This window comes from Tractidigestivibacter sp., assembly GCF_050946515.1.
GTDB lineage: Bacteria > Actinomycetota > Coriobacteriia > Coriobacteriales > Atopobiaceae > Tractidigestivibacter.
In genome coordinates, this window is record NZ_JBMNUX010000003.1 from 180,807 (window position 1) to 202,060 (window position 21,254).

The 21,254-nt window shown below is 60.5% G+C and carries 22 protein-coding genes; 16 read left to right on the forward strand and 6 right to left on the reverse strand.

Annotation, left to right across the window (positions count from 1 at the left end):
- Positions 1 to 75 precede the first annotated feature (75 nt).
- The gene (locus ACOYJL_RS03080; protein WP_433568745.1) at positions 76 to 450 is read left to right on the forward strand and encodes a 3-hydroxyisobutyrate dehydrogenase; all 375 of its coding nucleotides are present in this window, start codon (positions 76 to 78) and stop codon (positions 448 to 450) included.
- A gap of 109 nt (positions 451 to 559) precedes the next feature.
- Here the strand turns inward: ACOYJL_RS03080 and ACOYJL_RS03085 are convergent, their stop codons facing one another.
- Positions 560 to 805 (reverse strand): hypothetical protein, encoded by a 246-nt coding sequence (locus ACOYJL_RS03085; RefSeq protein WP_433568746.1) that lies wholly within the window; start codon positions 803 to 805, stop codon positions 560 to 562.
- Between the two features lie 59 nt (positions 806 to 864).
- Positions 865 to 1,554, reverse strand: a complete 690-nt coding sequence (locus tag ACOYJL_RS03090) for a PrsW family intramembrane metalloprotease (protein ID WP_433568800.1) — start codon at positions 1,552 to 1,554, stop codon at positions 865 to 867.
- A gap of 707 nt (positions 1,555 to 2,261) precedes the next feature.
- On the opposite strand from ACOYJL_RS03090, the gene ACOYJL_RS03095 reads away from it, so the two are divergent.
- The 12 genes from ACOYJL_RS03095 (at position 2,262) to ACOYJL_RS03150 (ending at position 12,533) form a co-directional block, all read left to right on the forward strand.
- Positions 2,262 to 2,783 (forward strand): flavodoxin, encoded by a 522-nt coding sequence (locus ACOYJL_RS03095; protein WP_433568747.1) that lies wholly within the window; start codon positions 2,262 to 2,264, stop codon positions 2,781 to 2,783.
- 15 nt (positions 2,784 to 2,798) lie between these two features.
- Positions 2,799 to 3,575, forward strand: a complete 777-nt coding sequence (locus tag ACOYJL_RS03100; protein WP_433568748.1) for a carboxymuconolactone decarboxylase family protein — start codon at positions 2,799 to 2,801, stop codon at positions 3,573 to 3,575.
- A gap of 113 nt (positions 3,576 to 3,688) precedes the next feature.
- Positions 3,689 to 4,882 carry an iron-containing alcohol dehydrogenase gene (locus ACOYJL_RS03105; protein WP_433568749.1) on the forward strand — a complete coding sequence of 398 codons (1,194 nt, stop codon included), beginning with the start codon at positions 3,689 to 3,691 and terminating at the stop codon, positions 4,880 to 4,882.
- Between the two features lie 9 nt (positions 4,883 to 4,891).
- Entirely contained in the window at positions 4,892 to 5,401 is a 510-nt protein-coding gene (locus tag ACOYJL_RS03110; protein WP_433568750.1) for a flavodoxin, read from the forward strand.
- Position 5,402: 1 nt separating this feature from the next.
- Complete coding sequence (locus ACOYJL_RS03115; protein WP_433568751.1) at positions 5,403 to 5,831, forward strand: cupin domain-containing protein; 429 nt, start codon at positions 5,403 to 5,405, stop codon at positions 5,829 to 5,831.
- Between the two features lie 143 nt (positions 5,832 to 5,974).
- A complete protein-coding gene (locus ACOYJL_RS03120; RefSeq protein WP_433568752.1) occupies positions 5,975 to 6,523 on the forward strand; it encodes a hypothetical protein in 549 nt (182 codons plus the stop codon).
- A gap of 244 nt (positions 6,524 to 6,767) precedes the next feature.
- Positions 6,768 to 7,619, forward strand: a complete 852-nt coding sequence (locus tag ACOYJL_RS03125) for a MerR family transcriptional regulator (RefSeq protein ID WP_433568753.1) — start codon at positions 6,768 to 6,770, stop codon at positions 7,617 to 7,619.
- A 249-nt stretch (positions 7,620 to 7,868) separates the two neighbouring features.
- A complete protein-coding gene (locus ACOYJL_RS03130; protein ID WP_433568754.1) occupies positions 7,869 to 9,353 on the forward strand; it encodes a UbiD family decarboxylase in 1,485 nt (494 codons plus the stop codon).
- Positions 9,354 to 9,371: 18 nt separating this feature from the next.
- The gene (locus ACOYJL_RS03135) at positions 9,372 to 10,766 is read left to right on the forward strand and encodes an SLC13 family permease (RefSeq protein WP_433568755.1); all 1,395 of its coding nucleotides are present in this window, start codon (positions 9,372 to 9,374) and stop codon (positions 10,764 to 10,766) included.
- A 275-nt stretch (positions 10,767 to 11,041) separates the two neighbouring features.
- Positions 11,042 to 11,602, forward strand: a complete 561-nt coding sequence (locus ACOYJL_RS03140; RefSeq protein WP_433568756.1) for a UbiX family flavin prenyltransferase — start codon at positions 11,042 to 11,044, stop codon at positions 11,600 to 11,602.
- A gap of 2 nt (positions 11,603 to 11,604) precedes the next feature.
- Positions 11,605 to 12,156, forward strand: coding sequence for an isopentenyl-diphosphate Delta-isomerase (idi, locus tag ACOYJL_RS03145; protein WP_433568757.1), 552 nt, complete (start codon positions 11,605 to 11,607; stop codon positions 12,154 to 12,156).
- Complete coding sequence (locus ACOYJL_RS03150) at positions 12,153 to 12,533, forward strand: hypothetical protein (protein WP_433568758.1); 381 nt, start codon at positions 12,153 to 12,155, stop codon at positions 12,531 to 12,533. Before idi ends, ACOYJL_RS03150 begins: the two co-directional genes overlap by 4 nt.
- Before the next feature lie 3 nt (positions 12,534 to 12,536).
- On the opposite strand, the gene ACOYJL_RS03155 is transcribed toward ACOYJL_RS03150, so the two are convergent.
- Positions 12,537 to 13,049 carry a YbhB/YbcL family Raf kinase inhibitor-like protein gene (locus tag ACOYJL_RS03155; protein WP_433568759.1) on the reverse strand — a complete coding sequence of 171 codons (513 nt, stop codon included), beginning with the start codon at positions 13,047 to 13,049 and terminating at the stop codon, positions 12,537 to 12,539.
- Positions 13,050 to 13,439: 390 nt separating this feature from the next.
- Between ACOYJL_RS03155 and ACOYJL_RS03160 the strand changes: the two genes are divergently transcribed.
- Positions 13,440 to 14,537 carry an ABC transporter substrate-binding protein gene (locus ACOYJL_RS03160; RefSeq protein ID WP_433568760.1) on the forward strand — a complete coding sequence of 366 codons (1,098 nt, stop codon included), beginning with the start codon at positions 13,440 to 13,442 and terminating at the stop codon, positions 14,535 to 14,537.
- Positions 14,538 to 14,552: 15 nt separating this feature from the next.
- On the forward strand, positions 14,553 to 15,944 hold the full coding sequence (locus ACOYJL_RS03165) for an ATP-binding cassette domain-containing protein (protein WP_433568761.1): 1,392 nt from the start codon (positions 14,553 to 14,555) through the stop codon (positions 15,942 to 15,944).
- A gap of 378 nt (positions 15,945 to 16,322) precedes the next feature.
- Here the strand turns inward: ACOYJL_RS03165 and ACOYJL_RS03170 are convergent, their stop codons facing one another.
- The 3 genes from ACOYJL_RS03170 to yihA all read right to left on the reverse strand — a co-directional run bounded on the left by ACOYJL_RS03170 (position 16,323) and on the right by yihA (position 19,480).
- Positions 16,323 to 16,583: a TM1266 family iron-only hydrogenase system putative regulator gene (locus ACOYJL_RS03170; protein WP_433568762.1), complete on the reverse strand. Its 261-nt coding sequence runs from the start codon at positions 16,581 to 16,583 to the stop codon at positions 16,323 to 16,325.
- A gap of 13 nt (positions 16,584 to 16,596) precedes the next feature.
- Positions 16,597 to 18,735 (reverse strand): HelD family protein, encoded by a 2,139-nt coding sequence (locus tag ACOYJL_RS03175; RefSeq protein WP_433568763.1) that lies wholly within the window; start codon positions 18,733 to 18,735, stop codon positions 16,597 to 16,599.
- A gap of 160 nt (positions 18,736 to 18,895) precedes the next feature.
- A complete protein-coding gene (yihA, locus tag ACOYJL_RS03180; protein WP_433568764.1) occupies positions 18,896 to 19,480 on the reverse strand; it encodes a ribosome biogenesis GTP-binding protein YihA/YsxC in 585 nt (194 codons plus the stop codon).
- A 223-nt stretch (positions 19,481 to 19,703) separates the two neighbouring features.
- Here yihA and ACOYJL_RS03185 point away from each other — a divergent pair, with 223 nt between their 5' ends.
- Positions 19,704 to 21,251, forward strand: a complete 1,548-nt coding sequence (locus ACOYJL_RS03185) for an amino acid adenylation domain-containing protein (RefSeq protein ID WP_433568765.1) — start codon at positions 19,704 to 19,706, stop codon at positions 21,249 to 21,251.
- Positions 21,252 to 21,254: the final 3 nt, after the last annotated feature.

Below are 21,254 nucleotides of genomic sequence, written 5' to 3' on the forward strand. Positions count from 1 at the left end.
TGGCTCGCAATAATTTTATAGAAGACCGATTCTCGGAACTATGGCAATCGGTCCAGACTCAGCAAAGGGGGCATCATGGACAAAGAACTTTTCGAGTTTACGAAAGCAAAGGTTGATGAGATGCTCGCTTCGACAGCGGCATCGCAGGCAACAAGAACAGCTGCGCTTGCTTGGAAAGACGTCGTCGCAAAGGGCGTCGATCTTGAGTCTGCAACCAACACCCTACTGGACGCGGTAAGTGCTCGCCAGACCACCATCGACGATGCCATTGCGTTCGCTCGATCCGACAAGGCCAAGAGGCTCTTTGGCGAGGAAGGCGCCGCCAAGATGCTGGACCATCAGCTGAAGCGCAAGGCTGCTGGCGCCCGGTTCTGCGATTGCGCCGCATGCAAGCCTTGCCATGAGCTACTCACCAAGTTTGGCCGCGAGACGCCAGACGTATACCTGTAGCTTTGCTATCCCGCTATCCGCAATTGAAAGAAAGCCCGGTCAGAGCCTCTGACCGGGCTTTTATGTGACGGCCTCTCGTGAATGAGCGGTGCTGGTGCGCAGCGCACTGCTACAGAGGGCAGCTTTCCGAAACGTTTCCGCGGTCGTTGCCGCTGAGCTCGTAGGTCTTTGTCGCCTTGAGCATGTTTAGCTCGGCAAGTTCCATCTCGCCCTCGATGTAGGGCTCGTAATACTTGTCGATGCCGCAGGCGTCCAACGTGCAGTCGCCGCAATCCTCGCCCCAGCTGAGCGCTTCGGTCACAATCTGGATGCGCTCTTCGCGTGTGGTGTCAGCAATGCGAGTGCTCTTTGCCATACCCAATCGCGCCTTTCTACTACTCGGATTGGCTTTGTCGATAGATGTTACAGCCTAAATTAGTACCACGAGATGCGCTCTGCTTGGGCGGACATGCGTTTCATCAAGCGAATGCCGGTTACGACCATCAAGACAAGCAAGGCAAAGAACAGCAGGCTGGACAGATCGCTGTCGATGCTTGCAAGCGTGTCATAGCTGCCGTGGCAGAATACCGGAACGAGGATGGCGCATGTCTGGTTGCCGGCGCGTTCGCCCGCGTTGCCCTTTGCATCTGCCAGCTTTGCCTTGCCATAGAAGCAGCCCATAAAGATGCCGAACATGCAGTGACCTGGTATTGCCGTGACCGCCCGAACAAAGGCGACGGAGATTCCGTAGTTAAAGACGTACAGAATGTTCTCGGCAATGGCAAAGCCAAGCCCGACGAACACTGCATAGACAATTCCGTCAAAGACGTAATCAAAATGAGGGTCTTTCCACGTGCGCCATCTCAGGAAGAAGAACTTGCAGCCCTCTTCTACCAGAGCAACGATGATGAAGTTCTCAAAGGCAAGCGTCTCTAGGTCGTTGGGCTCGCCGCCGCCTAGGAACACCTCGGTTCCTAGCAGCTCAAGCAATACGGCGGGAAATGTCGAAAGCATGCCGCAAAGAAGAAGGCTCAGGAGGAGCCCTGCGGGCTCTTTTTCCATCGGGTCAAGCCTATAGACGTATACGAGAAGGATTACGGCAGGAAGCACTGCCAGCTGCAACATTAGCCTCACGAGCTTGCCCCAATTCTGTTGAGGTCGGATATCTATGGGGCCCTTGGGGCCCAAGAGCGAAATTGCTCTGGGAGAATTGTAAGGCGCAAGGCGAAGAGGAGAGGGGACGGGTGCCAAATGCCGCAGTGGCTGGCTAGTGCTGGTTTTCATCGGAATTGCAGAAGCACCGGCGCTCTCAGAGGACATTTTGCAGCGCCTAGCCGGCAATTATTTCCGTGTTGAAAAGCAGCTGCAAGAATTCTTCGGTTGTAGGTCTTTTTCGAAGAGACGCCTTAGTATCACCGGCGAGGTGCCATTTATCTACCTGCGGATTCTTTGACGTGAGGGTTGTCGATACTTTTGGGGTCCGCTTGAAAAGACCTACAACCGAAGATTTCTTGCAGCTGCCTTCGTGGACGCGCGCCGATTGGTCGCTTTCGGTCGCCTCGACACAGGGGTTCTTGGAGTTCCGCGCGCTTGGAGTAGGCGATATTAGTCCGGCTTCAGAAGAGACCGGACGATATTTGGAGAAAACCCTGCCTGGGCCATCTTTGATGGCCCAGGCAGGAGGCATGGGCGCAAGGCCATGCCGCGGGGGTTCGGATTCGGTAGAAAGGTATGCGCATGCGGTATAGCAACCTTCAAAGGACGAATACCATGTTCCCTTGCGCTAGTGCCATGATTGTCTTGACAGATATAAGGACGGAAAGGGAGAAGCCGTGTCAAAGACAATCGTCGTATGGTTCTCGCACCCTGGCGAGACATATCTATCAGGGGAAATACGCACAGTCGAGCGTGGCAACTGCGAGAAGCTCGCCGAAGCCATTGCTTCTGACCTTGGCGCTGACAGCTTCCGTATCCAAGAGGCGGACCCGTATCCTGAAGACTACCAGCAGTGCATAGCGAAGGCGAAAGCAGACAAGAATGCCAACTCCCGTCCTGCGCTTGCTGCTCCCGTCCCGGACCTTTCGCCCTATACCCACATGGTCCTCGTCTATCCCAACTGGTGGGGCACCATGCCCATGCCGGTTCGCAGCTTTCTCGACGCCGCTGACCTGAGAGACATCACGGTCGCGCCGCTTTGCTCAAACGAGGGCTCGGGCATGGGGAGCTCCGAGAGCGACTTGCACACGGCATATCCCAAGGCCCACTACGTTCGCGGCCTATCCATTCTTGGTCACGATACCGATCGTTCGATTGACAAGGCAATTAGCTGGGCGCAGAAGAGCGTCGCTCGATAGGAGAAAGGGTTCAACATGGCAAATATCAATCGCACCCAAGCCGCACAGGCCTATAGGGACCGCCTTTTTGCAGGAGCGGAGAGCCCTCTCGCATCGACAGATCCCGAACTCGTTGAAATCTGGGAGAACTTCGCTTTCGACGAGGTCGCCTCTCGTACTGACATTGACGAGCGCACGCGCTTTGTCTGCATCCTTGCCGCGCTCATGGGCTGCCAGGGCACGGATCTCTTCCGAGAGATGGTCCCCGCAGCGCTCAATGCGGGCGTAACGCCGGTTGAGCTCAAGGAAATCGTCTATCAGGGCGTTGACTACCTGGGCATGGGTCGGGTGTATCCATTCGTGCGCATCGCTTCTGACGTGTTGGACGAGAAGTGCATCGACCAGCCCCTCGAGCCCCGCTCCACCACTACGCGCGAGACGCGCCTTGCCGCTGGCAGCCAAGCGCAGGTAGACATCTTCGGCGACGGCATGAAGGGCTTTGCCGAGTCCGGCCCTGCGGAGCGTCGCCACATCAATCAGTGGCTTGCGGCCAACTGCTTCGGCGACTTCTACACCCGCAAGGGTCTTGACCTGCGCGAGCGCGAGCTCATCACCTTCTGCTTCATCGCCGCCCAGGGCGGATGCGAGCCCCAGCTCACGAGCCACGCGGGCGGCAACATGGCCATGGGAAACAGCCGCGCCTTCCTGATTGGCGTCGTCTCGCAGCTGGTGCCCTACCTTGGCTATCCGCGCTCGCTCAACGCTCTTACCTGCATCGATAACGCCGCTCGCAAGCGCGGAGAACTGGACTAGCCAGCCAAGCTATGTGCTCTATGCATAGCAACCGACCTCATTGGCATGGTGCCAAGCTCTCCAGCAGAGGGAAGATTGTCCTGTAAGAAACGCTAACAGACCGGAGGGACTTCATGTTCGATTCCAACCTCTCGTATTCCTTCAACGCCCCCACGCGCGTCATCTTTGGCCCTGGCAGCCTAAACAAGCTGCACGAGCAGCAGCTCCCTGGAAAGAAGGCGATGATTGTCATCTCGTCGGGCAAGTCAACGCGCGCGAACGGCTACCTCGATCGCACCGAGGCAGAGCTTGATGCCGCGGGCGTCGAGCACGTCGTCTTTGACGGGGTTGGCTCTAACCCCACCAAGGAGGCTGTCGAAGCCGGCGCTAAGGTCGCCCGCGAGAACGGCTGCGACTTTGTCGTCGCGCTGGGCGGAGGCTCGGTGCTTGATGCCGGTAAGGTAATGGCCATGTTCGCCCCGCAGCCGGGCGACGACCTCTGGGATTATGCTGGCGGCACAACTGGCAAGAACAAGCCCCTCGTGAATCCGTCGCTTCCCTGGATCGCCATTACCACGACCGCCGGAACTGGCTCTGAGGTTGACGCCGCGGGCGTTATCTCGAAGCTCGAGACCCACGAGAAAATCGGCGTGGGCGCGGCCGACCTCAATGCGAAGATCGCCATCGTTGACCCCGAGCTCATGCTCACCGTCCCTGCGAAGTTCACCGCTTACCAGGGCTTCGACGCCCTCTTCCACAGCCTCGAGGGCTACATCTCAAAGCCAGCCAACCTCTTCTCCGATATGGTGCAGCTCGCGGCAATCGAGAACATCTCGACCTGGCTGCCGCGCGCCGTGGCTGACGGCTCCGACCTCGAAGCCCGTGCGCACATGGCCTTCGCAAACACGATGAGCGGCTACTCGATGGTGACCTCCGCCTGCACCTCCGAGCACTCGATGGAGCACGCGATGAGCGCCTTCCATCCCGAGCTTCCTCACGGCGCCGGACTCACCATGATCAGCCTTGCCTACTTTGGCTACTGGATCGACCGCCACGTCTGCGACAGCCGCTTTGTGGACATGGCGCGCGCCATGGGCAAGAAGGACGCCGAGAAGCCCGAGGACTTCCTCGAAGCCCTGCGCGGACTGCAGGAGGTCTGCGGCGTTGATGACCTGCGCATGAGCGACTACGGCTTCACGGGCACCCACGAGGAGGCTCTCGAGCTGGCTCGCACTGCTCGCTCGACGATGGGCGGCCTGTTCATGTGCGACCCGGATACGACCACTGACGAGGACATCGCCGGCATTTACGAGCGCTCGTTCAAGTAGGGGGTTCGCGTGAAGACACTCGTTGCATATTTTACCTGGTCAAACGGCAATACCGAGAACATCGCGCGCCGGCTTGCCAAGGCCCTTGGCGCCGACCTCGAGCAGATTCGCACCGTCGTGCCCTACGACGGAAGCTACGACGAGGTGGTCGAGCAGGGCAGGCGCGAAGTCAATCAGGGCTATGAGCCAGAGCTCAAGCCCCTTGAGCACGACGTCTCCGACTACGACGTGATTTGCGTCGGCACTCCTACGTGGTGGTACACGATGGCGCCTGCCGTGAGCTCGTACTTCTCGGCAAATGACTGGACTGGCAAGGTTGTGGTCCCGTTTATGACAAATGGCGGCTGGCCGGGTACGGTGATCGACGACATGGAGTCGGCCGCCGAGGGAGCGGATATACTCGAGCCCATGGAAGTTCAGTTTGACTCGCAGGGCGGCTCGCACCAGAGGACTCCCGACCGCGAGGTTTCAGCCTGGATTGATCGCGTAAAAGCTGCTGTTGATAAAAGGAGAAACTAACATGAGCAAGGACGACACCATCACGAGCAAGGATGGCCTCTCGAAGGACTTCCCGCTGGGCGAGGAGAACGTCAACTACGCCAAGTGGTTCACCGGAACCAGCTACCTGGCCGGTCTTGGCGATCCGCAGCTGGGCACCTCGAACGTGACCTTTGAGCCGGGCTGCCGCAACTGGTGGCACATCCACCACAAGGGCGGCCAGGTGCTGATCTGCATCGCCGGTCGCGGCTGGTACCAGGAGGAGGGCAAGCCTGCCCAGGAGCTTCATCCCGGCGACGTCGTGAGCATTCCGCCCGAGGTCAAGCACTGGCACGGCGCTGCCAAGGACAGCTGGTTCCAGCACATCGCGCTTTCGGTGCCCGCGGAGGGCGCATCGGCCGAGTGGGTGGAGCCCGTCACTGACGAGCAGTACGCGTCGGTGGAGAAGTAGGCGCCAATAAGGCGCGTTTCGCCACCCCCTTACGCTGCGTTTACCATGCCGCGCCTCCTCTTCCCTAGACTCGGGGGAGAGGAGGCGTTTTTGAGTCCATGGAAAAGTCGACACGGCAGGCACGGCATAGTGTGCGAAGGAAGATGCTGCTCTACATCTTTCTGGCGATTGTTACCCTTGGGATCATCTTTGGGGGAAGCTTCCTGGATCGGATCGCCTCGGTTGGCTATTCCGCGTTCTGGATTCAGCTGATTGCCTCCTCGCTTATCGGAGTCGCCTTTCTGGTGGGAGGCGTGATCATCATCGTTTACCTGATAAACAAGGGGACGCGTGGGGAGCTCCTCGAAGGCGACGAAGGGTCCCACCAGGTGAAGGTCGTGCTCGCGATGGTCTGCCTCAGCTTGATGTGTCTGGCCATTGGGGCGATACTGATGCTCGCCTTCAACGACTACGTCCGTGACATTCCCTACCTCAGCGACCCTATCGTGGCGGACCTGACGGACATCTCGACCGATACTGACGACAGCGGAGACAGCACCACCTATTACGTAAGAGGCGTTGACGAGCAGGGGCAGCGCCTCTCCTTCAGCGTCTCAAGGGACGTGTGGGAGCACTACTCGAGCGGCGAGCATCCCCTGGTGACGGTTTCCTATCTGCCTAACAGCCACGTGGTCATCTCGATGCTGGAATAGGCTGTGGTTAGCATGTGCTTGGGTGGCCTTCACGGCTTTCCCAGCGTCCCAGCCGTGATGGACTAATTCATTTTCTTATGCACTATGGTCGGAAGGCGGGGCTGTCGCTAGCCCAAAGGGAACCGCAAGCCCGCATACCTGCTCCATGTGCGCGAAGTCGCCGCTCGCCGGATTTCGCCGCGCTCGTGCAGGGAAAAACTATGTACCTTGTATCGGGTTCATTTTTTGCGAACGGAGGGCGCCGATGCGAGAGAACGAGCTTGTCAAGATCAGCGAGATGGCCAAGATTCATGGCATTTCTCGTCAGACGCTCATCCTGTACGACCGCATGGGGCTCTTCAAGCCGTCGTATGTCAGCGAGACGGGATATCGCTACTACAGCATCGACCAAGTTCCGCAGCTTCGCGAAATCATCTTTCTGCGCGACATCGGAGTCTCGCTCTCCGACATTGCCGAATACATGAAAGATCGAACTACCGAGCGCTTGCAGGACGTGCTCTCCGAGCGGCTCGCCGCGATTGACGAAGAAATGGCGACGCTCGAGCGCCAGCGCACCTTTGTCAAGCAGCGCCAGCAGCTGCATGCGCACGTGGCCACCAAGAGCAAGAACGTGGGCCGGCCCTACTTCGAGTGGATGGAGGAGCGCCACGCCATCTTTGAGCCGTACCCCTCGAGCCACATGGACGAGCGGTCGCTGCACCTGACGCTGATGAACGCGTGGCGGCACCTCTCGAAGCTTGAGATGGTCCCGTCATGCGGCTTTGGATCGCTGATTCGTACCAAGGCGCTCTCGAGCGACGAGCCGCTTTCCGGCGCGGGCAGCATCATCATGCTCCCGGAAGAGGTGGACTCCAAGCGGCTTCATGACGCCGGCATCGATGACCAGCACTTTGTTGTGCTTCCGGCAGGCGAGTACGTGACGCTGTATACCTACGAGATGCCCTATGAGCTCGACTCCGACCGTTGGCTCATGAGCTGGATGACCGAGCAAGGCATAGAGCCAAAGGGCGACATCGTGGACCTGTGCCTGCTCGACTTGATGTTTCATGGCGAGGGCGAGAAGGACCTCTGCCAGCTTGAGGTTCGCGTGGGCTAGCTCCGCGGCTGGCGCGCCAGCCGAGGGGCTGGTGCGGTAGCCTCGCGGCTGGTGCGCTGCAGCGGGTGGACAGCGCCAGCCGCGCGACGCCTCGGGTCAAGAGCGTCCATTTATCTGCGAAAATGCCGTTCGCCGAAATGTTTTGCCCTTCTCGCTTGACTCGATACCAGCTACACTCTCGTACCTTCGTTCCGATGCGGTGGCGGTCCCGTGGCCGCCATGGATACGCAAGAAGACGAAGGAGAACAGATGAAGGCAAGCGAGATTCACGACCTGCGCAGCGCCCTGGAGTACCTCTCCGAGCAGCCGGGCCAGCTCCTGACCACCGACACCGAGGTCGACCCCGACGCAGAGGTCTCGGGCGTCTACCGTTACGTCGGCGCTGGCGGGACCGTCAAGCGCCCGACCAAGGAAGGCCCCGCGATGGTCTTCAATAACATCAAGGGCTTTGATGACGCCAAGGTCGCCATCGGCCTTCTCGCCAGCCGCAAGCGCGTCTCCGAGCTCATCGGCCTTGAGGAGGAGCACCTTGGCATCGAGATGGGCAAGAAGCTCAACCACACCATCCCGCCCGTCATGATAGAGGAGGGCAAGCACATCGACTGCCAGGAGGTCGTGCACAAGGCCACCGACCCCGACTTCGACCTGCGCACGCTCGTGCCCGCGCCCACCAACACCCCCGAGGACGCCGGCCCCTACATCACGATGGGCCTCTGCATGGGGCACAACCCCGACGACACCATGTCCGACGTCACGATCCACCGCCTGTGCATCGAGTCCAAGGACACCCTCGGCATGTGGATTACGCCGGGTAGCCGTCATTTGGGTGCCTTCTTCGACCAGTGGAAGGAGAAGGGCGAGGACATGCCCATCTCCGTCTCCATCGGCCTTGACCCCGCCGTCTACATGAGCGCCGGCTTCGAGGCGCCCACGACGCCGCTTGGCTACAACGAGCTTCAGATTGCCGGCGCCCTGCGCGGAAAGCCCGTCGAGCTGGCCCAGTGCCTCACCGTCCCCGAGAAGTGCGTCGCCAACGCCGAGTACGTCATCGAGGGCTACCTCTCCATCACCGACACCGTCCGCGAGGACATCAACACCAACACCGGCAAGGCCATGCCTGAGTTCCCTGGCTACACCGGCGACGCCAAGCCCGCGCTGCCCGTCATCCACGTGACCGCCGTCACGCACCGCGAGCACCCCATCATGCAGTCCTGCATCGGTCCGTCCCACGAGCACGTCTCGATGGCCGGCATTCCCACCGAGGCGTCCATCTACAAGATGGTGGAGACCGCCATTCCGGGACGCCTGCTCAACGTGCACGCGGCTCCCTGCGGCGGCGGCAAGTTCGTCGCCATCCTGCAGTTCAAGAAGTCCTCGATCAACGATGAGGGCCGCCAGCGCAACGCCGCCATGCTCGCGTTCTCTGCGTTCTCCGAGCTCAAGCACGTCTTCCTGGTTGACGAGGACGTCGACATCTTCGACATGAGCGACGTCATGTGGGCCATGACCACGCGCTTCCAGGCCGACACCGACCTCATCACCATCCCCGGCTGCCACTGCCACGTGCTCGACCCGTCCAACGACCCCTCGATGGACCCGTCCATCCGCGTGCACGGCATCGCCTGCAAGGCCATCTTCGACTGCACCGTCCCGTTCGACCGCAAGGCCAACTTCGAGCGCTGCCACTTCCTTGAGATCGACAAGGACAAGTGGGCGACCGAGCTGAACGCGTAAGAGAAGGGAACACGAAGCATGGCTTTGAAGCTCAACAAGAGGACGGTTGGCCTGTTTGCCGGCCTGATCGTCCTTGCGATCATCTGGGTGGCGCCGCTCAACGCCCTCGGAGAGATCAGCCAGCAGGGCCAGCAGTGCCTGGCTCTCACGCTGATGACCGTCGTGTGGTGGGCCTGCGGCGTAGCGCAGCCTGCGTACGTCTCGGCAATTTACTTGGCGCTGCTGATTTTGACGGGAACGTCGGATGCCGCCACGGTGTTTGCGTCTTGGACGAAGATGCAGATGTGGATGGTCATCGGCGCCTACCTGATTGCCGCGGCCGTCAAGGAGTCTGGCCTGGGCGAGCGCATCGCCTACTGGTTCGCCATCAAGTTCGTGCGCGACTGGAAGTCGCTCGTCATCTCGATCTTCGTGCTGACCGTGGTCCTTTCCGTGATCATCCCGCACCCCTTCCCGCGCGCCTTCATGATTCTTGCCGTTATGCTCGTGATCTGCGACGCGGCCAAGATGTCCAAGGCTGACAAAGTAAAAGTAGGCTTTCTGGTGTTTGCCGCCGCGGCGCCTGGCTCGATGTTCGTGCTCACTGGCGACTCCACGCTGAACCCGCTGGTTGCTTCCTATGCGGCTGACGGCGTCTCTTATGTGCAGTGGTTCATCTACATGTCCGTGCCCATGCTCGTGGCAACGATCTGCACGCTGGCCCTTGGCCTCGCGCTCTTCAAGCCCGAGAAGGAGATGGAGATCGACTTCGACGAGGTTCGCGAGAAGCAGGCCGCGCTCGGCCCTGTGAACAACAAGGAGAAGAGGACCATCTTCTGGCTGTGCGTTGCCATCGTCCTGTGGCTGACCGAGTCTCTGACCGGGCTCAACATCGGCTTTGTGACGCTGCTCATCGGCGCTGCCATGGCGCTCCCCGTGATCGGCGAGGTCCTGACGCCAGCTACGTGGAACTCCGTGCCCATCAACACCCTGGTCTTCCTGACTGCCGCAATGGGCATCGGCACTGTTGGCTCCGCGACCGGTATGAACTCTTGGATTGCGAACGTTGTCCTGCCCGACTCCGTGCCTGACAACATCTTCGTGCTCGCGCTGCTCATCGCCGCAATCACCGTGATCATCCACATGTTCATGGGCTCCGTCATGGCCGTTCTCGGCATTTGCGTGCCGGCGTTTCTGGCCTTCACGGCGGGTTCCGGCGTGTCCGACATCGCCGTGGCCATGATGGTCTTCTCCGCCATCAACATCCACTACATCCTGCCGTTCCACAACCTCGCGATACTTGTCGGCGAGGGCGAGGATGCCGCTGGCTACTCCTCCAAGGAAGCCATGCGCATGGGCATCCCGCTGACTGCCGTGGTGTTCATCGTCGTGCTTGTGGAAGCCCTCTGGTTCCACGTGCTTGGCCTGATGTAAGAGAGGGTCCTGAGTCGGTCGCCCCGCAGCTGGCTTCCGCGGGGCGACCGGCACTTTGCGAGAGGGACGGGGCGCACGGTCCGTGGACTCCGCTGCCGGGGTCAAACCGCAGAGTGCCGGGGGCAAACCGCAAGTTTTCGGCGGCAAACCGCAAGTTTTCTCGGTGGCAAACCGCAAGTTTTCTCTGCGCCCCCTCGTCCCAAGCTGCCGATTAAGGCGTATTTCTCAGCGCGAAGTATTCGCAGAAGCTTTGTTGCATAGTTATGGGGGTCTTTATGCGCAAGATTATTGTTGGCATCACGGGCGCGACCGGCGTTCAGATTGGCTATCGCGTGCTGCAGGCGCTTGCTGACGTCCCCGACGTTCAGACGCACCTGATCGTGAGCGATGGAGCCAAGATAATCTTTGCCCGCGAGACCTCGATCACGATGGAACAACTGACTGCGCTGGCGGACGTCACCTATGACAACCACGACTTAGCGGCCGCGGTGTCTAGCGGATCGTACAAGACCGATGGCATGATTGTGGCTCCGTGCTCAATGAAGAGCCTTTCGGCTATGGTCAATTCCTACGACGATGACCTTTTGGTGCGCGCCGCAGACGTCTGCATGAAGGAGAATCGCCGCGTCGTCTTGGTGCCGCGCGAGATGCCGCTCAACAAGAGCCATTGCCGCAACCTGCTGCAGGCAGCCGAAGATGGCTACGTGATTGTTCCGCCGATGCTGACCTTCTACAGTGGGTACCAAACGGTCGCCGAACAGGTCGACCACATTGTGGGCAAGGTGCTCATGCAGTTTGACATTGCGTACGACAAGATGAGGCCGTGGGAGGGCTAGCGATGGGAGACCAGATGGTGCTTGTGGACGTCTTCGACCGTCAGGTTGGGACGGCCGAGAAGCTCGAGTGCCATAAGCTGGGACTTCTCCATCGAGCGTTCTCGCTTTTCCTGGTTGATTCTAAGGGGCGCATACTTTTGCAAAAGCGAGCCCTGGGAAAGTACCATTCGGGCGGTCTTTGGACGAACACGTGCTGCTCGCATCCGCGCGAGGGCGAAGACGTGCGCCAAGCGGCGGCAAGGCGCGTCAATCGAGAGATGGGGATTTCCGGAATCCGTGCCTCTGACCTGCGCGAAATCGGAAGCTTTGTCTATCGGCACGACTTTCGTCCCGAAGGCGGAACCGTCATCGAGTTTGAGCTTGACCACGTGCTGCTCGGCTTCTGGGAAGGGGAATGCTCTCCCAACCCGGAGGAGGTGTCCCAGACGGCGTGGGTCTCCCAAGACGAGCTCGCCCGTTTGCTGACCGTTGAACCCGAGCGCTTCACAACATGGCTATTCACGGCGGCGCCGATGGCGCTCCGCGAGCTCCGGAAAGAGCGCGATGCGCAATGATAATAAAAACGTTAACTTGTGGAGAAGGCCGGTACGCGCTTCAGGCGGTCGTGGTCGTGACGGGCAATGGGGTTACTGTGACCATTTGCACCGCCGAGCACGACCATCTTGGCGCGACGGCGCAGGCCGTTCCGCGTCCAGAGCATGACCGGACGGCTACAACAAGCCTGCTTGCGGTGCCGTGCCACCGCGATGATGTGCCTGCTCACGACCTTGCCGCGTCCTTGGCCACGAAGCTGCGCGTGCCTGTTGCCGTTTCCGCAGGAATGCATATAGACAATGCCAGCCGCGAAGACATTCAAATGCTGTTAGACAATACGCAGGCGATGGGCGAGAAGATTGTCGAGGTTGTCAGAGGCTCACAACAAGCAAGATAAACTCTATACGCGAGCAGGGAGCTGTGCCACTGCGCGAGCAAGGGTATGGCCTTCGGCTGCATGGAGAAGCTCATTTGCCCAGAAGCCTTCTTTGAGCTGCGGCGCATAGTCAAGCGCGAAAACCACGAGCGTATAGACGTGGTCCTTGTCGGGCGGCTGAGGTCCGTTGTAGCGGCAGGTCACAAGCTTGTCGTGGCTGCCGACAAGGCGCGACGCCGAGGAGTTGCGCCCTTGAACCATGTCGAGCGATTGCAGGTTCGATGCGTTCTCAGGAATCTTGCGCGCGTATCCAGGGATGTTGCATGCGCACCAGTGAATCCATGGGAATCCACAGACGGGCGTTGAGTCAACGTCGAAGAAAATCAGCGCCAGCGACTTGGTGCCGTCGGGCACGTCGCTCAGCGTGAAGGGAAATGACCTGGTTGGAGTGCCGGCATACATGCCGGCTTCATCGGCATACTTCGCATACGCGTCCGGAATGTAGCCCTTCTCGTCTAGCTGAACGTGAACCTCCATGGTTGCCTCCAAGCTCGAACTGTCCCTTTGCCTCTGCCTGCCTCCGCGAGCAAAGGCTCATCCGTCTGTATGCGGTGTCTACCTCATTCCGCAGGCTTTCAAGAAGCGCAGGAGTGCCGTTTCCTATTTTTCTGCCCTAAACTCATGAAAAAAGTCTCCCGACTTCTACAGCGGCTGAACTTCTCGTGTCAGCGGTGCTCAACCCGGTAAATGCAGGGCGCTCACGCCGCTGCGTGGGGGCTCCGCCGCGCCGTGATGCACGGACCGGCATGTTAGAATGACGTCGCCTGACGGCAAGCCCTGGCAAACCGAAAGGCATCGTACGTATCGCTCCAAAGTTCACCGACAAGAGGCCGCAAACGTGGCCAACAAGAAGTGAGGAGAGTCTCAATGCTCAAAGATCCCCAGCTCACCCGTCGCCAGGCGCTCGCCGCCCTTGGCTCTGTCTCTGCGCTTGCGCTCGCTGCCTGCGGAAACTCTAGCAGCGACTCTTCGGCCGCCGACAGCTCGTCCGCCTCGGACGCAAGCTCTTCTGCCGACGCCGACTCTGCCTCAACCGAAGACGTCACCGTCCGCGTGGCGTCGCTCAAGGGCCCCACGACCATCGGTCTTGTCTCTATGATGGACACTACCTCAGGTGTCCCTACCGAAGACGCCCCCACTGAGCCCGCCGAGGGATCCACGGGCATCACCTATTCCTACACCATATCCGGATCCGCCGATCAGGTGCTCCCGCTCGTTATTCAGGGCGAGACCGACATCGCGCTCGTCCCCTCAACCGCCGCATCCGTCCTCTACAACAAGACCTCTGGCGGCGTTCGAGCGATTGACGTCAACACGCTCGGCGTCCTTTCCGTAGTAACTGGCGACACTTCCATCGAGCAATTCGAAGACCTCGCCGGTCACACCGTCTACCTGTCCGGTCAGGGAGCAAGCCCCGAATACACGCTCAACTACCTGCTTGACCAGGCGGGCATCGCCGACCAGGTGACTGTCGAGTTCAAGAGCGAGCACAGCGAGTGCGCTGCCGTGCTCGAGGCGGACCCCAACGCGATTGCCATCCTTCCCGAGCCCTTCACTACCGCGACGCTCGCCAAGAACAGCGCACTGTCCGCGCCGGTCTCGCTGACCGACGTATGGAACCGCTTTGCGACCGACGGCAGCGAGTTCGTCCTCGGCGTCACGGTGGCACGCACGGAGTTCGTCGACCAGTACCCCGACGCGATCGAGGACTTCCTGTCGCGCCACGCCGAGTCCGTCGCGACCGTGAACGCCGACCCAGCCGCAGCGGCTCCGCTGGTGGTCAAGGCGGGCATCGTCTCCAGCGAGGAGATTGCCGAGCAGGCCATCCCGCGCTGCAACCTCGTCTGCACCACGGGGTCCGAGATGCGCAACGCGCTCGAGGGCTACTTGCAGGTGATGTACGACTCGAACGAAAGCTCGGTGGGCGGCGCGCTGCCCGGCGACGACTTCTATTACGGCGCGTAGGGTGTGCGCAAGCCGATGGACGGGCGCAAAAAGACCGGGGCCAGCATTGCGAGAAGGGTCGTCGTGCTTCTCGCTTGGCTTGCCATCTGGGAGGTGGCGAGCGTTCTTGTGGGCAGCGAGCTGCTGCTTGCAGGTCCCATCAACGTTGCAGAGCGGCTTGTTGCGCTTGTTCCCACGCTTGCGTTTTGGCAGACGGTGGCCTTCTCCCTTGAGCGTGTCGTCGGAGGATTTTTCCTTGCGTTTGCAATCGGCCTTGCGCTTGGCCTTGCCTCCGCGCGCTGGCGATCTCTGGCAGACTTCCTCTCGCCGGCGATCTCGTTTCTCAAGAGCGTGCCCATCGTATGCGTAATCGTCCTGCTGCTCATTTGGTTCGGCGCGCGCCAGGTGTCTATCGTTGCGACGTTTTTGGCAACGATGCCGCCCATCTACTTTGGCGTTCTTGAAGGTCGCCGCGCCGCTGACCCCAAGATTGGCGAGATGCTTGCCGTCTTTGGGGTGCGCGGCCCCAGGCGCTTTTTTGCCGACACTTGGCAGCAGCTGCTGCCGTACCTCACCGCTACCTGCAGAAACGCATGCGGCATGGCATGGAAGGCCGGCGTTGCCGCCGAGCTTATAGGCAGCCCCCGCGGATCGATGGGCGAGCGCATCTACCAGTCTAAGCTGCTGTTCGAGACAGGCGACCTCTTTGCATGGACCATCGTCGTCGTTGTGCTGGCATGGGCTTGCGAGAAGGTTTTCATGGCACTCCTAACAAAGACGGGCGGCTGGGCGCTTGCAGCGGCGGTCTCTCCAAGGCGCCACGAGACTGTGCAGAAAGACGCAAAGCCCCAGCCAATCGTGTTTGACGACGTCACGCTTGGTCATGCCGGCAACGCCTGCGTGCGAGGAGTGGACCTTTTTGTTGGAACGGGAGAGCGCGCGGTTCTGGGTGATGCCTCTGGTGCGGGAAAGACCACGCTGCTCATGACCTCATGCGGGCTCTTGCCTGCTCTTAGCGGAAACGTGAGCGCGCCTTCGCAGCTTTCCGTGGTGTTTCAGGATTCGCGGCTCGTCGAGCAGCTGGATGCCATGGGAAACGTCTTGCTTGTTGGGGCGGGTGGTCGAAGCGCGCAGCAAGTACGTGCTCTCTTGCGCGAGCTTCTGCCTGAAGACGCCCTCGACCGCCCGGTGAGCGAACTTTCGGGAGGCCAGCGACGCCGCGTAGAGCTCGTGCGAGCTCTTGCACATCCATCGGCCGCCGTGCTCCTGGACGAACCCTTTGCCTCCCTCGACGTTACCGCGCATAGGGCTTCGGCGGCGTTTGTGCTTGGCCATCTGGAGGGTCGCACGCTTCTTGTCGCATCGCACGAGCGGCATGACGACGCTCTCTTGGCTGCCCGTCGTGTCAGCTTGGGAGCAAAGGGCTGATTTCCAAGCCAGCTCTTGCACTGAACTCGCCTTAGTGCGAGTTTCTCGTTCCAGATTGCACCGAACTGCCCTTAGTGCAGGCCCTGCCGGGGGTATCGCCAGAGCAGGACTCGTTAGGCAATTTAGAAAATGCAGGTAGATGGCATTATCAAACTCTCAACATCTTCAAGAATGGGCTTCGGCATCTAGAAAGGGCCTGCACTAAGGGCAGTTCGGTGCAGAAATGGCGCTCGGGCCTGCACTAAGGGCAGTTCGGTGCAGCTAGGGAGCTTCCGGCACTCTATGGGAGCTTGTTTGCCCGCTTGGAGCGGAGTTCGACAGGATTACTTAGGAACGGCAATGGCCATTCGCCTGAGGGCGCCGCCGAAGGCGGCGCCCTCAACTCTCGGAAATCACGTTCGAATATGCGGTTTTGACGCTAACTCCCTCGATGGCGCCAATGCGACCGGCAAGGGCAGCAATCTTGTCTTGGGGCGCGTCGATGGCAACGGAAATGATGTTCACGTGTCGCTTGGGGTAGGGGATGCCCATACGACCAATCACATACTGCGCATACCCATGCAGCGTGCTGTTAAGCTGCGCCACCGACTCGGGGCGCTCAACGATGATCGCCATCACTGCGACGCGCGTTTCAGACATGGCCTCTGCGCCCCTACCCCTCTTCAATGACGCCTTCTAGCAGCGGCGACAATGGTCCCTGCGAGACTATCGTAACCTTGTGCATGGCGCGGCTTATGGCCGTGTAGAGCCTGCGACGATAGAGCGGCTCGTCGGGATAGACCTCTGCTTGCGCGTCAGCCACAATAACGTGGTCAAACTCCAAGCCCTTCGCCAATCTCAAGTCAAGCGACACAACGCCCGACTCAGGCAGAATCGAGTTGCGGTCAATCAGCTGCACGGGCTTTCCCAGCTGCTTTGCAATCCAGCGGGCGCGCGCGGCGTCAGCGGAGACGATGGCGACAAGCCCCTCTTCTTCCTTTGTCTCGTCGACAATGCGTCGCAGCTCAGAGACGTAGAGGTCGGGATTGCCATCGGGAACCTCAACAAGCTCGGGCCTTGTGCCCTCGCGATGAATAGAGCTGACCTTCGTGGCCGCGTCGGCCGGCATCAGGCTTGTGAACAGTGCCGTTATCTCGGGGCTCGAACGGTAGCTGGTCAGCAAGCGGCATTCTTCGACCTCTCCGTGGGTCTGAGCAAAGATGTCGCGAATCTGCTCCGGTGTTGCCGTACCCTCGCGAATTGCCTGGTTTTGGTCGCCCAGCAGCATGAAGTGGGCGCGTGGGAAATAGCGCGCCAGCACCAGAAGCTGAGTCACCGTGTAGTCCTGAACCTCGTCGATCATTACGTAGCGAGCCTTGCGGTCGCCGCCTCCGGCAACAAGAAGCCGCAGGTAGGTGACTTCGGCTGCGCTCAGAGCCTCTTTGCCAAGCAGGCGCATTCCAATGCGGTCAAAGCGCAGCCAGTCACACGCCTCGATGGAGTCGTGTGCGTCGGAGTAAAGGCTGCGCACGTAGGTGAGCGTGTAGGCGGCCACCTCTTTATCGTCCTCAGGGGAGATGGTTTGACCAAAGACCTCAACCTGGGCCTCCACGTCAAGCCCCAGCATCCTCTCCTGCATCTCGTCCTTCTTGGAGAGCGCTGCGAACTTGCGCTCGAGGCGCTCATGCAGCTCGTCTTTCACCAGCGCGGTAAAGCGCGAGCCGATGGGGATAGTTGAATACTTGTTGATGGCGCCCTCAATCGAGGAAACCTTCAGCAACACCTCGCCGCCAGCCCTCTCTGAGCGAATCGGGCGCAGGTCGTCGGGCTCAATCGTCAGCGTGGCGATGCCTTCCTCAAGCCGCTTAAGCTCATTGGGATCGCCGTCGCGCCCGTCGTTTCTCTCGGAAAGCCCAAGCGAGGCCATGAACCCGCGCCATGTGAAGATGCGTGGGTTGGCCTCGCCCATGGTGGGGAGCACGGTGTCGATGTAGTGCCCGAAGACGTCGTTTGGCGTGAAGATCCATACCTGCTCTGGCTTCAGGGTCTTGCGCTCCTGGTAGAAGAGGTACGCAACGCGCTGCAGCAGCACGGACGTCTTTCCCGACCCTGCGATGCCGTTCACGATGAGCACAGGGACGTCCTCATGGCGAATGACCTCATTCTGCTCGCGCTGGATTGTGGCGGTGATTGCCTGCAGCTTCTTGGAGTGGTGCTTCTTCAGGGCGTTCAGCAGCAGCGAGTCCTGGATGGCCACGGTGGTGTCAAAGTATGAGTTCAGCCTGTTGGCCGTGATGTCAAATTGGCGGCGCAGCAACAGGTTAACGGTGCGCGTGCGACCGTTTACCTTGTAGGAGGTCTTGCCCATCTCCTGGTTGTAATAAGTCTCCGCGACAGGGCTTCGCCAGTCGACGACCATGGGATTTCTGTCGTTGTCGGTCATTCCGACGGTCCCGATGTAGATGTCACGCGCGGGCTTGCCAGGTCGCATCTCAAGCGTGACCTTGGCAAAGTATGGCTGGCGCAGAAGCAGCAGGACGTCGCGCAGCTTCTCAACATTGAAGTCGTGGTGCTGGTTGTAGGCGTCGATGACCGAGTTCAAGGTCTCGATGGCGGCGAGCGATTCCATGACCTCGTCTGACTCGCCCATGGTGTCGGGGCGAATCTCCTCGCTCATGTCGATGAGGTCTTGGCGGGCGGCTGCATCACGAACCGCAAGGTCTTCCTGCAGCTGGTCGCGAAGTTCCTCCAGCTTGGCGTAGACCTCGTCGAGGTGTCGCTGTTCTTGCTCAAAGATCTGGTCGTGCTCCATGCGTCCTCCTGGCAGAGCTGCCTATGGTAAAAACGTAGCTAACTATCGTAGCGCATTGGAGCCGAGCGCATGTTGGTCGCTCGGCGGCAGGTCAATTGGCCGAGCGAGAAGGGCGCACCCGAGAAGGGCTGCGTCGGCTCAAGGGGGTCGCTCAGCGCCGCTAGTCGCAGGCCTCCTGAATGCGGCGGCGAAGCTCGTCTATCCCCGTGCCCTTCTGGGCAGAGGTGATGACCATCTGCTGCGGGTCAACCTCTAGCTGACGAGCAAGCAGGGCCTCTTGCTGCGACGCCTTGCTGCGGCTGAGCTTGTCGGCCTTGGTGAGGGCGACCACAAACGGGAGCTCGTTCTCCTTCAAGAACGAAATCATGTCCTGGTCAAGGCTCTGCGCCTCCAGGCGGATGTCCACCAGCGCAATCACCAGGTTGAAGCTGCGGTCTTGCGAGAAGTACCCCGAGATGAGGTCTGCCCAGCGCTGGCGCTCCTTGGCCGAGACGCGCGCAAAGCCGTAGCCGGGAAGGTCGACAAAGCTGATTCCGTCGGCCTCGAAGAAGTTCACGTTGGCGGTCTTTCCTGGCTGTGCGGAGACCTTTGCCAAGGCCTTTCTGCCCAGAAGCTTGTTCAGGAGGGAGGACTTTCCCACGTTCGACCTGCCGACAAAGGCAACCTCGGGCGTCGTCGGCTGGGGAAGGGATTCCACCGTGCCGTACGAAGCCACAAAGCGTGCGTTGTTCAGGTTGAGTGCCATGGCTGCCTCCTCGATGCTCGAGCTGTCATTCTACCCAATGACCGAATCGAGTACGAATAATCTCCTTCCCTCAAATCTACTTAAGGCGCCTTTTAAGGATGTAGCAGAGGCGTGATGATTCGGCTCTCGTTATCGGCATGTTAAAACCCCGTTCAATAATGCCCACTTAGCGATGAAAGTGCATAGAACTAGGGCGCAAGTATCTGCATGGGATGGGTTTGATATGACAAACGAGCTGCTCCAAAGTGTGGTCTCAACTGTCCGGTCAACTCCCGACGCCGTGGCGTACGAGGTGGAAGGGGAGGGACGCACCACCTATCAGGAGCTTTGGGCGATGTCGTGCTCCGTTGCTCGTGCGCTCCTTTCCCAGACCGACGGCCAATCTCCCGTGATGGTGCTCGGTCGCAAGTCTGCCTCAACCGTCGCCTGCTTTTTGGGCTGCCTCATGAGCGGCCACGCCTACGTGCCGGTTGACGCAGAGCTGCCCGCTGCGCGCATCAGCTCCATCGCCTCTCAGATTGCCGGCGTGCTGGTGCTCTCGACCGTCGAGATGTCAGACGAGCTCGAAAGCCTCATACCCGCAGGGTCGGTCCTCGACGCCCGCGCGATAGCCAACAGCGCCGCGCGCGAGAAGGTCGAGCCGCCTACCGAGGACCTCTGGGTATCGGGCGAGCGGACCCAGTACATCATCTTCACGTCTGGCTCCACCGGACGGCCCAAGGGCATCGAGGTCAGCGCGGCAAACGTTGCAAACTTTATGCGCTGGCTGGATGGATTCCCGGTCATCTCAAAGGGCGGCCAAGTGTTTCTCGACCAGGCGCCCTACTCGTTTGACCTCTCTGAATATGAGCTGGTGGGCGCCCTCTCCACCGGCGGCTGCCTTCATGCTCTGCCCGCCTCCAAGCTGCGCGACCACGCCGCGCTCCTGAAAGACCTCGACGGCGCGGGCATCACGGTGTGGGTCTCGACGCCCTCCTTCGCCGACTTCTGCCTCACGAGCTCGAAGTTCTCCGAGCGGGTGCTGCCCGACGTGCGGCTGTTTCTCTTCTGCGGCGAGACGCTGCACCATACCACGGTCGAGGCCTTGGCCAAGCGCTTCCCGCGCGCCCTTGTGGCGAATACCTACGGTCCCACCGAATCCACCGTGGCAGTGACCTTTGGCCTTATCGGGCCTCGCGACCTGGCCGACCCCGCGCCGCTTCACGTGGGCGTGGCGCGCCCGGGCACCGAGATCCGCATCATCGACCGCAAGACGGGCGCCCTGTGCCCCACGGGCATCTCCGGCGAGATCATAATCGTGGGCGACACCGTCGCGAAGGGCTACTTCGAGAACCCCGAGAAGACCCGCGCGGCCTTCTTCATGTCGCGCATGTCTGACGGCACTCCCGCCCGCGCCTATCGCACCGGCGACGTCGGCCACCTGGACTCAAGGGGCCGGCTCCACTGCGAGGGCCGCCTGGACTCGTTCATCAAGCTCAACGGCTTCCGCATCGAGCTGGGCGAGGTGGAGGGCACTCTCGAGGGCCTCTCAGGCGTCAAGCAGGCGGCGGTCGTCGCGGTCAAGAAGGGCGGCCGCGTCCATCACTTGCAGGCCTTCGTCGTCCTCGACCAGCGCGAACCCTCTGAGGACTTTGCCGCAAAGCGCGCCATCAAGACCCAGCTCTCCTCGCACCTGCCCTCCTACATGGTTCCGCGCGTGGTCAGCATCCTGGACGAGATGCCCCTCACGGCGAACGGCAAGGTCAATCGCAAGGCGCTGGTGGGGGCATAGCGC

What these genes read in the sequence shown, in the direction of transcription:
- ACOYJL_RS03080 (WP_433568745.1), top strand. Translation starts at nt 76, where the DNA reads ATGGACAAAGAACTTTTCGAGTTTACGAAAGCAAAGGTTGATGAGATG.
- ACOYJL_RS03085 (WP_433568746.1), bottom strand. Translation starts at nt 805, where the DNA reads ATGGCAAAGAGCACTCGCATTGCTGACACCACACGCGAAGAGCGCATC.
- ACOYJL_RS03090 (WP_433568800.1), bottom strand. Translation starts at nt 1,554, where the DNA reads ATGTTGCAGCTGGCAGTGCTTCCTGCCGTAATCCTTCTCGTATACGTC.
- ACOYJL_RS03100 (WP_433568748.1), top strand. Translation starts at nt 2,799, where the DNA reads ATGGCAAATATCAATCGCACCCAAGCCGCACAGGCCTATAGGGACCGC.
- ACOYJL_RS03105 (WP_433568749.1), top strand. Translation starts at nt 3,689, where the DNA reads ATGTTCGATTCCAACCTCTCGTATTCCTTCAACGCCCCCACGCGCGTC.
- ACOYJL_RS03115 (WP_433568751.1), top strand. Translation starts at nt 5,403, where the DNA reads ATGAGCAAGGACGACACCATCACGAGCAAGGATGGCCTCTCGAAGGAC.
- ACOYJL_RS03120 (WP_433568752.1), top strand. Translation starts at nt 5,975, where the DNA reads ATGCTGCTCTACATCTTTCTGGCGATTGTTACCCTTGGGATCATCTTT.
- ACOYJL_RS03125 (WP_433568753.1), top strand. Translation starts at nt 6,768, where the DNA reads ATGCGAGAGAACGAGCTTGTCAAGATCAGCGAGATGGCCAAGATTCAT.
- ACOYJL_RS03130 (WP_433568754.1), top strand. Translation starts at nt 7,869, where the DNA reads ATGAAGGCAAGCGAGATTCACGACCTGCGCAGCGCCCTGGAGTACCTC.
- ACOYJL_RS03135 (WP_433568755.1), top strand. Translation starts at nt 9,372, where the DNA reads ATGGCTTTGAAGCTCAACAAGAGGACGGTTGGCCTGTTTGCCGGCCTG.
- ACOYJL_RS03140 (WP_433568756.1), top strand. Translation starts at nt 11,042, where the DNA reads ATGCGCAAGATTATTGTTGGCATCACGGGCGCGACCGGCGTTCAGATT.
- idi (WP_433568757.1), top strand. Translation starts at nt 11,605, where the DNA reads ATGGGAGACCAGATGGTGCTTGTGGACGTCTTCGACCGTCAGGTTGGG.
- ACOYJL_RS03150 (WP_433568758.1), top strand. Translation starts at nt 12,153, where the DNA reads ATGATAATAAAAACGTTAACTTGTGGAGAAGGCCGGTACGCGCTTCAG.
- ACOYJL_RS03155 (WP_433568759.1), bottom strand. Translation starts at nt 13,049, where the DNA reads ATGGAGGTTCACGTTCAGCTAGACGAGAAGGGCTACATTCCGGACGCG.
- ACOYJL_RS03160 (WP_433568760.1), top strand. Translation starts at nt 13,440, where the DNA reads ATGCTCAAAGATCCCCAGCTCACCCGTCGCCAGGCGCTCGCCGCCCTT.
- ACOYJL_RS03165 (WP_433568761.1), top strand. Translation starts at nt 14,553, where the DNA reads ATGGACGGGCGCAAAAAGACCGGGGCCAGCATTGCGAGAAGGGTCGTC.
- ACOYJL_RS03170 (WP_433568762.1), bottom strand. Translation starts at nt 16,583, where the DNA reads ATGTCTGAAACGCGCGTCGCAGTGATGGCGATCATCGTTGAGCGCCCC.
- ACOYJL_RS03175 (WP_433568763.1), bottom strand. Translation starts at nt 18,735, where the DNA reads ATGGAGCACGACCAGATCTTTGAGCAAGAACAGCGACACCTCGACGAG.
- yihA (WP_433568764.1), bottom strand. Translation starts at nt 19,480, where the DNA reads ATGGCACTCAACCTGAACAACGCACGCTTTGTGGCTTCGTACGGCACG.
- ACOYJL_RS03185 (WP_433568765.1), top strand. Translation starts at nt 19,704, where the DNA reads ATGACAAACGAGCTGCTCCAAAGTGTGGTCTCAACTGTCCGGTCAACT.